At 59.6% G+C, this 12,195-nt stretch carries 10 protein-coding genes; 6 read left to right on the top strand and 4 right to left on the bottom strand.

The window, feature by feature from the left end:
• Positions 1-70: 70 nt before the first annotated feature.
• A complete protein-coding gene (locus C5748_RS15400; RefSeq protein WP_342588363.1) occupies positions 71-823 on the top strand; it encodes an IclR family transcriptional regulator in 753 nt (250 codons plus the stop codon).
• A gap of 169 nt (positions 824-992) precedes the next feature.
• Here C5748_RS15400 and C5748_RS15405 read toward each other — a convergent pair whose 3' ends face one another.
• Both C5748_RS15405 and C5748_RS15410 read right to left on the bottom strand, forming a co-directional pair.
• Positions 993-1,850 carry a sigma-70 family RNA polymerase sigma factor gene (locus C5748_RS15405; RefSeq protein ID WP_105742946.1) on the bottom strand — a complete coding sequence of 286 codons (858 nt, stop codon included), beginning with the start codon at positions 1,848-1,850 and terminating at the stop codon, positions 993-995.
• Entirely contained in the window at positions 1,850-2,308 is a 459-nt protein-coding gene (locus C5748_RS15410; RefSeq protein ID WP_105742829.1) for a carboxymuconolactone decarboxylase family protein, read from the bottom strand. Before C5748_RS15410 ends, C5748_RS15405 begins: the two co-directional genes overlap by 1 nt.
• Before the next feature lie 501 nt (positions 2,309-2,809).
• Here C5748_RS15410 and C5748_RS15415 point away from each other — a divergent pair.
• The 4 genes from C5748_RS15415 (at position 2,810) to C5748_RS15430 (ending at position 9,832) form a co-directional block, all read left to right on the top strand.
• Complete coding sequence (locus tag C5748_RS15415) at positions 2,810-4,651, top strand: ABC transporter ATP-binding protein/permease (protein ID WP_425350261.1); 1,842 nt, start codon at positions 2,810-2,812, stop codon at positions 4,649-4,651.
• Between the two features lie 131 nt (positions 4,652-4,782).
• Entirely contained in the window at positions 4,783-5,406 is a 624-nt protein-coding gene (locus tag C5748_RS15420; RefSeq protein ID WP_105742831.1) for a TetR/AcrR family transcriptional regulator, read from the top strand.
• A 71-nt stretch (positions 5,407-5,477) separates the two neighbouring features.
• Positions 5,478-6,611, top strand: a complete 1,134-nt coding sequence (locus tag C5748_RS15425; protein ID WP_105742832.1) for an efflux RND transporter periplasmic adaptor subunit — start codon at positions 5,478-5,480, stop codon at positions 6,609-6,611.
• Between the two features lie 26 nt (positions 6,612-6,637).
• Positions 6,638-9,832: an efflux RND transporter permease subunit gene (locus C5748_RS15430; RefSeq protein WP_105742833.1), complete on the top strand. Its 3,195-nt coding sequence runs from the start codon at positions 6,638-6,640 to the stop codon at positions 9,830-9,832.
• 13 nt (positions 9,833-9,845) lie between these two features.
• Here C5748_RS15430 and C5748_RS15435 read toward each other — a convergent pair whose 3' ends face one another.
• Complete coding sequence (locus C5748_RS15435; protein ID WP_105742834.1) at positions 9,846-10,337, bottom strand: Lrp/AsnC family transcriptional regulator; 492 nt, start codon at positions 10,335-10,337, stop codon at positions 9,846-9,848.
• Positions 10,338-10,486: 149 nt separating this feature from the next.
• Here C5748_RS15435 and ald point away from each other — a divergent pair, with 149 nt between their 5' ends.
• Complete coding sequence (gene ald / locus C5748_RS15440) at positions 10,487-11,602, top strand: alanine dehydrogenase (protein ID WP_105742835.1); 1,116 nt, start codon at positions 10,487-10,489, stop codon at positions 11,600-11,602.
• 67 nt (positions 11,603-11,669) lie between these two features.
• Here the strand turns inward: ald and C5748_RS15445 are convergent, their stop codons facing one another.
• Positions 11,670-11,867 carry a CsbD family protein gene (locus C5748_RS15445; RefSeq protein WP_105742836.1) on the bottom strand — a complete coding sequence of 66 codons (198 nt, stop codon included), beginning with the start codon at positions 11,865-11,867 and terminating at the stop codon, positions 11,670-11,672.
• Between the last annotated feature and the right edge of the window lie 328 nt (positions 11,868-12,195).

Genomic DNA, 12,195 nt, shown 5'->3' on the forward strand with positions numbered 1-12,195 from the left:
TGTAACAGTAAAAACAGCCACTTTTTGGCCTGTTCATTTCAATCGTTCACCGCACGGAGAGGGGTAAGCCTTGCAGGAAAATTCATTTTTGGTTCAATCTGTTGACACAGCAATATCCGTCCTTATGGCGGTTGCCAAAACGCCGGATGTCCGCTTGTCCGACATAGCCCGAAATCTCGGTGAAACAAAACCGCGTGTCCTTCGAATGTTACGCACACTGGAACACCGAGGAATGGTGCAAAAGACCCAGAAAGGCGGATTCCGCCTCGGCAATACCATTATTGTCTTGGGAACAGCTGCATCGACGCAGGTCGATCTCGTCAGGATTGCCAGCCCGATCATGGAAGATGTCGGGCAGAAGGTGAACGAGACTGTGCAGCTTCGCATAATCGATAATTCGGAAGCTCTTTGTATCGCCAAATTCGAGCCGTCCCGGGATCTAAGGGTGCATGCTATGATTGGCCGCCGCCGCCCCCTTTATGCCGGATCAAGGAAGGTCCTGCTGGCATTCCTCCCGCCGCAAGTTCAGCAACAGATGTTACCCGAAAAACTCGATCGCTTCACGCAGCGAACCACAACTGACCGCTCAAGGCTTGCCGCACAGCTTCAGGCCGTTCGGAAGACCGGTCATTGCATCACCCGTGGTGAGGTAAGTGAACAGATCGTTTCAGTAGCGGTCCCGGTCCTCGCCTTTGACGGTTCGGTGATCGCCGCCCTGAACATTGCAGCTCCAGCCTTTCGCACACAGGAAGATGACCTTCGGCGTTTTACAACACTCCTGAAAGATGCGGCCCAGCAGATCTCCAAGGGCCTCGGCTGGTAAGAATCATACCCTGACAACCAACGGAACACGGATGCGCTCCATTTTTCCGGGCGTCAGCGGAGCAGCGTCCGGGCGGGGCCCTGAGCCGCGAGATGTGATACGCGATCCATCTATCTAGGAAGCCCGCGCCGGCCAGCCAGGCGTCCTGTTCCCCGGCCGACGATGAAATCTAATGCAGATGCCTCAGCTTGTCAGGGTTTCGCACCACATAGATTGCTGAAACCTTTCCGTCCTTGATTTCGAGCGCGGTCGTCTGGAGTTCACCATCGGCCTCTAGCGTGATGAAACCGGGCAATCCATTGACGAATCCAGCACGAACAAGCGTCGAGCCATTCTTCTGGAACAGAGCCGCCAAATGTTCGTGCACCTTCATGACGGCATCGAACCCGACAATGGGCTCCATGGCTGCTGAACGCTTGCCGCCACCGTCGGCATGGACACTGACTTCGGCTGCCAACATCGCACCAAGCGCCTTCATATCGCCGCTGCGGGAGGCGGTGAAGAACGCTTCGGCAAGCTCGACGCCACGTTGCTTGTCCACCTCAAAGCGAGGCCTCGCCTCGCGGACATGGGTGCGGGCGCGGCTGGCGAGCTGGCGGCATGCAGCCGGATCACGCTGGATGGTCGTAGCGACGTCCTCGAAACTGAGCCCGAACACGTCGTGCAGCAGGAAGGTCGCCCGCTCGAGCGGCGAAAGCCGCTCCAATGCACGCATCAGCGGCAAGGTGACGTCTTCGTCTTCCTCCTCCTCCATGACGGGATCGGGAAGCCAAGGACCGATATATGTTTCACGCTGGCGTCGCGCTGATTTGAGCTGATCGAGGCAGAGCCGCGTGACAATGCTGCGCAAGAACGCTTCGGGCTCACGCACTTCGCCACGGTCCGCTCCTATCCAGCGGATGAAGGCCTCCTGTACAACATCCTCGGCGTCGGCCACGCAGCCCAGCATGCGGTAGGCGATGCGCATGAGCTTTGGACGCAGCGGGCTGAAACTCGCCGCTGCGTCCTCGGACCTGGCGTCCACCATCAGGCGGCGGCCTTCGCGGCCGCCGGATCGACCCACAAGCCGAAGCCGATCGCGATCCGGTTCCACCCGTTGATGACATTGATCATCAATGTGAGGTTGACCTGCTCCTCCTCCGTGAACTGAGCCTTCACGGCTTCATAGGCACTTTCGTGCGTATGTCCTTCGGAAAGCCGCGTCAGAGCCTCGGTCCAGCCGAGCGCTGCGCGTTCGCGATCGGTGTAGCAAGGGGCCTCGCGCCAGGCCGACAGCAGGTAGATGCGCTGCTCGGTCTCTCCCTTCGCGCGCGCCTCCGCTGTATGCATATTGATGCAGTTGGCGCAGGCGTTGATCTGGGAGGCACGGATCTTAACGAGTTCGATGAGGCTCGGCTCGAGGCTGGAAGCGATGGCCATCGATGTACCGGTCCAGCTCTTCATGAGTGAAGGGGCTGCGGCGAAAGGATCAAGTTTGGCAGTCATGATTCGTTTCCTTCTGTTGGTTGCAACATCATGACGAGTGAGAATCTGCCAGTGTGACATACACGCCGATTTTTTTGTTCGATGCATGCAACCAACCCCGACGGCCGTCTACGGCAGGGATTTCGTTCGCGGGGAATCGTTAATCCATGGCCTCAAGCCAATATTCCACCCATGACCGCACATATCGCAATCTGCTCAATTACCGCGAATGCGTCCATATCTTATTTGAAAGCCTTGGCCCGGATGACCGTCCAAGCGTCCTGCACAGGGGCTGGTCCGGATCAGGGCGAGCAGCGGCATGGGTGCGGCAACAGCCCTGTTTCCTGACCTTCAACAAATTTTCTCCCGAATTGTGTAAATTATTAATATTGTGTTAACCACAGTTTGTTGCAATATGTAATATGCTGTTACATAGCTGGCGAAACGAGGTGTGGATTGCAGAGAAACCGGCACATCGCACAACATTCCTTTCAGGCAAGGAAGCGGTCTGCCGTATCGCGGATGACATCGTTTCGGGGCTTGATGGGTGCCTACTGGGTGTCCGATCGCTGGCGGGAAGCCTGGACCCTCACCATCGCGATCTTTCTTCTGACGGCATTTGTCAGCAAGACGACCGTCTGGGTAGCGGTAGCTTCCGGCCATCTGATGAATTCAATCGTAAACGTCAAAGGTGCGACGGTGCAGGACCCCCTCCTGGGGATCGTGACCAATGCCGGCCTCCTGATCCTGCTGATGCTCACGAAAGATGTGCTGCTTGTCGGATTTCGACACCTCCTGTCCACGACCTTGCATCGCAAATGGCGCAAATGGCTGAACGATAGCTTTTCCGAAGCGCTGCTCGACCGCAATCACACGCACTTCCATCTGCAGCAGGGCAAAGGCAGAGACCTGCCCGACAATATCGACCAACGCCTGCAGGAATCGATCAAAGGCATGACCGGCGGGGCAATCGGCCTCGTCATGGGTGTGGTCGGCGTCTTCATGTCCGCTTTCTTCATCGGCCAGAAGCTGATCGAAATCTCTACGGAAGTCGGCGGGCTCGAATTTTTGGGCTCTTATGGCGGTGCGGTTCTGGCATTCACCGCCATCGCGATCTATGTGCCGCTCGGAACGCTGGTCGCGATCAAGATCGGTCGCAGGCTGGAAAGGCTCAATCTCGGCATTCTGAAGGCGGAAGGCTCGTTTCGTGGCGAATGGACCACGCTTTTACGCCGCAGCTTCCAGATTTCGGCATCGCAAGGCGAAGCCGTGCAACGCGCGGTTAACAACCATCTCTACAGAGATGTCGACAGCACCTGGAACCATCTCAACTGGTTCGCCGCGGCCTATCTCGCCTTCTCTTCGGCCTACGGTTTTCTTTCCAGTCGCATCATTGCCTATATTCCCGGCCTCCTGCCCTATATGAGCAATGCGGTTAGCTTCCGCAATTATGTGACCGGCGCGGAACTGGTCGCGGCGATGATCAACGACTGCTCCTGGTTCATTCAGGTCATGCCGGACATTGCCAATCTGCGGGCCAATGCAAACCGCGTGACCGGTCTCGCGCAAGCCATCGAGAATGTGCAGGAGCCGGCCGCGTTTTATGCCCGCTCCGGCGTAAACCGTTTCGCTTTCGCACGCCAGCATCCCCGTTTCGGGCTGACGGTCCGCAATCTGACCCTCATGAAGGGGCCGGATTGTGAGGCGCCATTCCTGCGCTCCGGCGTTATCAATATGCGCAGCGGCGACTGGGTCTATATGCGCGGCGAATCCGGTTCGGGCAAAACCTCCTTCATCAAGGCATTGAACGGTCTTTGGCCCTACGGCACCGGCGATATCGTCTATCCGCAAAACGCAACGTCCATCTACGCCCCACAGGAGGCGAAATTTCCCTCGGTCTCATTGAAGCAACTCGTCTGTCTGCCGGGAGACGAGACCGGGTTCAGCGATCTTTCCATTGCCGCCGTTCTTCATGAAGCCGGCCTCGGCGAGTTCATCGAACGCATGAACGATGACGCCGCCGGCGGCTCTCCCTGGGACATGGTGCTGTCGGGCGGACAGAAACAGAAAATCGTACTGGCCCGCATCCTGCTGCACAAGCCGTCCATCATCTTCCTCGATGAAGCGACCGGGGCGCTTGACCCCGCCTCCAAGAGGCGGTTCCACGCGGCGCTGAAAGCACGCTGCCCGGATGCCATCGTCATCAGCATCATGCATGAAGAAAAGCTGCCCACACTCGAAAACGGCGAGAACGTCTATTCGCACGTGCTCGATATCCGCGATGGGTATGTTTCAATGCGGCCCCTCCATTTCAAGACGGTGGCCGGCGCAGAGCCAGGCATATCGCTCCTGGCGGCCGAGTAGCGCTCCTTAACCCCCTGCTTACGAAGCCATGCCGTCCATCTAGCGCATGGATGATGGCTGCCGCTTGACATGCGCCTAATGATCTTTTACGAATGACGAAATACGAAATTCGTCACAATTCAGAGGCATCAATGACCGATCCTTCAATATCGAGTGATCCTTCGGCATCGGAGATCATTGGCCGGCAGGAGAATATCATCCGAATTCTGGACACGGCCGAACGGCTGTTCCGGCACTTCGGCTATGGCAAGACGACAGTCGCCGACATCGCCCGCGAGTTGGGGATGTCTACCGCGAACATTTACCGGTTCTTCGGTTCCAAGGTTGAGATCCATCAGGCGATCTGCGCGCGCATGCTGGCTGGAAGCTACCAACTCGCGCTCCAGACGGCGGAACTGCCGATAAGCGCGACGGAACGGTTGCGCCGCTACGCGCTCGATCAGCATCGCCTCACCGTCGAAACGATGATGGACGAGGAGAATGTCCACGAGATGGTCATCGTCGCCATCGAGCGTGACTGGCACGTCATCGACAAACATATCGACCGGCTGCACGAAGTTCTCGAACGCATCATCGCCGATGGGATCAAAGCCGGCGAGTTTGTGGATCGGGACTCGGGCGTGGCCTCGAAGTGTTTTGGCGCCAGCATCGCCACGCTATGCCATCCTCAACTGGTCGCCCAGTGCGCCCTTAAAGATAACCGGGCTCGTCCTGAAGACCTGGTCGATTTCGCGATCCGGGCGCTGAAGGCATGAGCGCGACTCTGTTCCGATCCGGGTACCGGCAATTCATCGGCGCTCGCATGAGCGCAGCGGGAAGAAATCTCATGAAACATTCGCTTGTCACATCGATACTGCTGTCTTCGGCGCTCTTCCTCTCAGGTTGTTCGGAAGAAAAAAACGAGACGGTGACGGAGACGGTTCGGCCCGTGAAGGTGATGGAAGTCGCTGCGACCCAGACAAGCCGGGCGCTGGACTATTCCGGATCCGTGCGGGCCCGCAGCGAGATGGCGCTCGGCTTTCGCGTGACCGGCAAGATCACCGAAAGGCTCGTCGATATCGGCGACCGCGTGGAGGCGGGCGAGCCGGTGGCGCGGATCGACACCACCGATTATGCACTTTCCGTGCGCTCCGCCGAGGCAAGCCTTGCCTCCGCCGAGCGGCAGGTTGAAACGGCCGCGTTCTCGCGCAAACGGGCCGAGGAGCTTTTCGCCAGAAAATTTGCCCCCAAATCGCAGCTCGAACAGGCGGAACTCAGCTACAATCAGGCGGTCTCGACCAGGGACGCGGCCCGATCGGCGCTCGAACAGGCCCGAAATCAGGTCGCCTATGGCACACTGCACACCGACAGGACCGGTATCGTCACTGCGGTAAACGCCGAAGTCGGGCAGGTCGTGGCCGCCGGCAGTCCGGTGATCACCATTGCCGCCGACGGTGAAAAGGAAGTGGAAATCGCGGTGCCTGAAACCGACATCTTCGCCTTCAAGCCGGGCAAGACGGTTCAGGTGACCATCTGGTCGAACGATGGCCTGATATTGCCCGGAAAGGTGCGTGAAGTCTCGGGCAGCGCCGATCCGCGCTCGCGTACCTTCGCCGTGCGCATCAGCCTGCCCGAGAACGACCGCGTGCTGCTCGGCATGACGGCATCGGTCTCCACATCCGCTGAGATCGGCCCTTCCCTCGTTTCGGTGCCGCTCAGCGCTCTTGCAAAGGATGGCGCAAGCGCACTCGTCTGGACGGTCGACCGTATGAGCGAGACGGTGCATGCCCGCCCGGTGAAGATCGAGGATTTCGACGGCACTCAAGCGCGCATCGCCAACGGGCTGCGGCCCGGCGATATTGTCGTGACGGCCGGCACGCAGTTCATGCGCGAGGATTTGAAGGTCAAGCTGCTGCAAAACGCGCCTGACCAGCAAGAGCATGTTGCCGAAAGCAGCGTTTCCAGCAACCTGACCCGCTGACTGGCATTCGAGAACGGAACGACGCGATGACCACCCCCACATCAGGCCCATCCACCGACCATCCCTCGAAAGCCCCGGAGACCGGCGGCTCACCCGGCAGCAAGCGTCCGTTCAATCTTTCGCGCTGGGCGATCAGTCATCCCAGCATCGCGCGCTTCCTGTTCGTCCTGATCATTCTGGCCGGAGCCTTTGGCCTGATGAACATGGGGCAGAAGGAAGACCCCGACTTCACCTTCCGCATCATGGTGATCCAGGCAGCGTGGCCGGGCGCGTCGATGGAGGAAATGCAGGATCAGGTCGTCAACAAAATCGAGCGCAAGCTGCAGGAAACGCCGCATCTCGATTTCGTGCGCTCCTATACCCGCGCCGGCACAGCGACCATCACGCTCCAGATCAAGGGCGACACCAATGCGCAGGACGTGGCGGATGCCTTCTATCAGGTCCGCAAGAAGATCGGCGACATCCGGGCCGAACTGCCATCCGGGCTCTACGGCCCCTATTTCAACGATGAGTTCGGCGATACGTTCATCACGCTGCACTCCCTGACCGGACAGGGCTTCAGTTATCCCGAGTTGAAGCGCTACGCCATTCAGGCCCGTGACATGCTGCTGGCGACGCCGGGCGTGGAAAAGGCCGTCATCATCGGCGACCAACCGGAAAAGATTTTCATCGACGTATCGTCCAAGGCACTGGCCGAGCGCGGCCTGACGCTCAATGATTTACGCGATACGCTGGCCGGCCAGAACAATGTCGACCCGGCCGGCAGGATCGATACCGGCGAGCGTTCCGTGCGCATCTCGGTGGAAGGCGGCGTCGATAAAGTCGCGGATATCCGCGAATTGCGGCTGCGCTCCGGCGACCGGGTCACGCGGCTTGGCGATATCGCTGATGTGACCGCCGGGCTTGAAGACCCCGTCGCCCGCAAGTTCCGCTTCAATGGCCAGGACAGCGTCCAGATCGGCGTCGTCATGGCCAAGGGGTTCAACGTCATCGATGTCGGCAAGGCGGTGGAAGCGACCTATGAGCGGTTCGAAAGCACCCTGCCCCACGGCGTCGAGATCAACCAGATCGCCAACCAGCCGGAAGTCGTGACCGAGGCCGTTGGCGAGTTCATGAAGGCGCTGGGCGAAGCTCTCATTATCGTCCTCGTCGTGTCTTTCCTGTCGATCGGCTGGCGTTCCGGCCTGGTCATCGCCATCACCATTCCGCTCGTCCTCGCCGCCACCTTCGCCGTGATGTATGAGCTGGGCATCGACCTGCAGCGCATTTCGCTGGGGGCGCTGATCATTGCGCTCGGCCTTCTCGTCGACGATGCGATGATCGTCGTCGAGATGATGGAGCGCAAGCTGGAAGAAGGGCTCGTCAAGATCGATGCAGCGAGCTTTGCCTATACCTCCACCGCCTTCCCCATGCTGACCGGCACGCTGATCACCACCGCCGGCTTCATTCCGGTCGGCTTTGCCGCCTCCGACGCCGGCGAATATGTCCGTTCCCTGTTCTACGTGGTGGGGATCGCGCTGGTCATATCATGGTTTGTCGCCGTCTATTTCACCCCCTGGCTCGGCAACATGATCCTGAAGCAGCGCCAGCACAATGGCGCCCATCATGACGCCTTCGACACCCGCTTCTACCGCCGCCTGCGGTCTACGGTCGGATGGGCGGTGCGCCATCGCATTATCGTGATCGCTCTGACGCTCGGCACCTTTTTCGGCAGTTTCTGGGCATTCCAGTTCATCCCGCAGAACTTCTTCCCGCAATCGTCGCGCCCGGAAATCCTCGTCGATCTCTGGCTGCCGGAGGGCACCAGCATCGGCCAAGTCGAGACGCAAGCGAAGAAGTTGGAAGCCCGCATGATGGACGATCCGGACAAGCGCTTCATCGCCACCTATATCGGCGAGGGCGCGCCGCGCTTCTTCCTGCCGCTCGACCAGCAACTGCCCAATTCCAACTTCGCCCAACTCCTGATCATGGCGAAGGACGAGCCAGCCCGCGAGCGGCTGATCGTCAAGCTGCGTAGCGTGCTTGCCGACGATTTTCCGTCGATCCGCTCCAAGGTCGACCGGTTGTTCCTCGGGCCGCCGACCGGCTGGCCCGTGCAGATGCGCATCACCGGGCCGGACCGCGCCGAAGTCCGCCGCATCGCCGACCAGGTGAAGCAGAAGTTCCACGAGACCCCGATGCTCAGCGCGATCCATGACGACTGGCTGGAGCCGGTCCCGGCCATGAAGCTGGTCATCGACCAGGACCGCGCCCGTGCGCTCGGCGTGACCTCGCAGCGCATCCGCCAGATGCTGCAGGCTGCCACCACAGGCGCGCCGCTCGGCGATTTCCGTGACGGCGAGGAAACCGTCTCGATCGTTGCCCGCGAGCCTGACGCGAACCGCCGATTGCTGTCGGCCATCAACGCGCTCTACATCCCGACCGATTTCGGCGGCTTCATTCCACTGTCGCAGATCGCCAAGGTGGTTCCCGTTCTGGAACAGGGCGTGGAATGGCGGCGCAATCGTCTGCCGACCATCACCGTTCGCGCTACGGTGCCGGACAGCGTCCAGCCCAATGATGTGGCGCTGAAGCTCGATCACGAGTTGCAAGCGTTGCGCGCCGGGCTTGCCCCCGGCTACCGCGTGGAAATACAGGGCGGCCTGGAGGACAGCGCCAAAAGCCAGGCGTCGATCGCCGCCAAGGCGCCGATCATGCTCCTTGTCATCGTTCTCCTCCTGATGGTGCAGTTGCAGCATTTCGGCAAGGCGATGCTGGTGCTGGCAACCGGCCCTCTCGGCATCATCGGCGCCGTTGCCGCACTTCTGATCAGTGGCGCTCCCTTCGGCTTCGTCGCCATTCTCGGCGTCATCGCCCTGCTCGGCATCATCATCCGCAATTCGATCATCCTGATCGACCAGATCGATCAGGATATCACGGCCGGCATGCCCAGGCAGGAGGCGATCGTCGGCGCGGCCGTGCGCCGCTTCCGCCCGATCATGCTGACCGCGCTGACGGCCGTGCTGGCGTTGATCCCCATCTCGCGCGGCGTCTTCTGGGGCCCGCTCGCTTATGCCATGATGGGCGGCATTCTGGTCGCGACGGTTTTGACCATCCTCGTGCTGCCGGCGGCCTATGCCCTTTTCTTCGGCCGCGAGCCGAAATCTCGCTCAGCCGATGAATCTCCATTGCCGAACCGGCCGGAGGAAGAACCTTATCAACAGGCGCTGGCCGCGGAGTGATCATTCAATGAATTCACCCGCCGCCTGCAATCTCGATCAATCCGGTTTCGATGCCGAGCCCGGTGCGGTCGGCGACCTCGCGCAGGGCGAAGGACGAATTGATCTTGGTCACATGCGGCATGGCGGAAAGCCAGAATTTATGGATGCGCTCGTAATCCTCGAGATCCTTGGCGGCAATGCGTAAGAGGTAATCATACTCCCCCGACATCAGATAACAGACGAGAACATTGGGGCAGCGCCGTACCGCAGTCTCGAATTCGCGCAATTGCTTGTCCGCCTGGCCGGAGAGCGACACGTTGACGATGACGGTAACCGGATGGCCGAGCATCTTGTTTGACAATCGCGCATGATAGCCGCGAATGACGCCGGATTTCTCCAACATGTCGAGCCGGCGCGAACAGGCGGATTGCGAGAGACCGACTTTCTCCGCCAGGGTCGCATTGGACATGCGGCCATCCTTCTGCAGATTGCCCAGAATAGCGACATCGATCTTGTCCAGCGGCATTATTGAAGGTTTTCCTCGAAATTCCCCGATTTTACGCAAGAATACGCGAAAATCTCCCTACCGTCGAGGGGATTTGGCAAGGACATGCGAATTGATCTGTGGTGTTATCTTGCCTCAATCCAAACACCACCAAGCGAGGAGGAGGCATTATGCGTGTTGGCTGCCCCAAAGAAATCAAAAACCATGAATATCGCGTCGGTCTCACTCCGGGGGCCGTACGCGAATATGTTGCCCATGGCCACGAGGTCATCATTCAGTCCGGAGCTGGCATAGGAATTGGCGCTGACGATGGAGCCTATCAGGCCGCGGGCGCAAGGGTGGTCAAGTCCCCCGAGGACGTTTTTCAGCAGTCCGACATGATCGTCAAGGTCAAGGAACCGCAGCCGTCTGAATGGACGCAGCTGCGCGAGGGACAGCTACTTTACACATATCTGCATCTTGCCCCGGATCCCGAACAGACCAAGGGTCTGCTTGCATCGGGCGTCACGGCCATTGCCTACGAGACTGTGACCAACGATCGCGGCGGCCTGCCCTTGCTGGCGCCCATGTCCGAAGTTGCCGGACGTCTCGCGATACAGGCAGGCGCGACGGCATTGCAGAAGGCCGATGGCGGACGCGGCCTGCTGCTCGGCGGCGTGCCGGGCGTTCTCCCGGGCAAGGTAACAATCATCGGCGGCGGCGTTGTCGGCATCAATGCTGCCATGATGGCCACCGGCCTTGGCGCGGATGTCACCATTCTCGACCGTTCGATACCGCGGCTGCGTCAGCTTGACGATCTCTTCCGCGGCCGTATCCATACCCGCTATTCGACCATCGAGGCGCTTGACGAGGAGGTTTTCTCGGCAGACGTCGTTGTCGGCGCGGTACTGATCGCCGGCGCCGCGGCGCCCAAGCTCGTCACGCGCGAAATGCTTTCGGGAATGAAAAAGGGGGCCGTCATCGTCGATGTCGCCATCGACCAGGGCGGGTGCTTCGAAACATCCCATGCGACGACGCATTCCGAACCGACCTATGAGGTCGATGGCGTCATCCATTATTGCGTCGCCAATATGCCGGGCGCGGTACCGGTAACCTCGGCCCATGCCCTCAACAATGCCACATTACAGTATGGGTTGCAGCTTGCAGACCGCGGCGTCAAGGCGCTGATCGACAACCCGCACCTGCGCAACGGTCTCAACGTGCATAGGGGCCGCATCACCAGCCGTCCGGTGGCGGAAGCGCTCGGCCTTGAAATGGTGGAAGCCAAGGCGATTCTGGCCGCCTGACCGGCGCGTGTTCCTTGCGGACCTTCGGCGGTTCATCACAGACCCGCCGAAGACCATGAGGGGCATGTTATGCGTGTCGGGACCACTCTTCCACCTGACGTTGAGCTTCCTCCTTCGCGATCCCATATCGTTCCTGAATCCGACCAACCAATTGATCGCGGCTGCCTTCAGCCCTGTCGAGATCATCGTCGGTCAATTCACCCCACTGCTCCTTGGCCTTCCCCTTCATCTGCTTCCACTGTCCTTTGATTTGATCCCAGTTCATAGTCGTTCTCCTGTTCAAGAGTTCCTACCGCAAGGAACGGCTTGAAGGACCATGGGTTCCATAGAGGAATTCCAGGCCGCCAACGGCGGTCCGCGACCATCTTTGCCACTGTGCTCTCTCCGCAACGCTCGCTCGGATTGCCGCTTCCCGGTCGTTATTCGCCGCCTTTTAAGGACACTATTAACCTTCATTTTCTATTTCCTTGAGCAGGCCCACAGGGCGAGATCATTTATACGGGTTGCAGGTGCCATGCGTATCCAGAGAACGAATTTTCCAGCAAAATCAGACAATTGCAATGAAGCGCCCGAAGATTGGGAGCACATGCCGG

Source organism: Phyllobacterium phragmitis (assembly GCF_002980495.1).
Taxonomy (GTDB): domain Bacteria; phylum Pseudomonadota; class Alphaproteobacteria; order Rhizobiales; family Rhizobiaceae; genus Paramesorhizobium; species Paramesorhizobium phragmitis.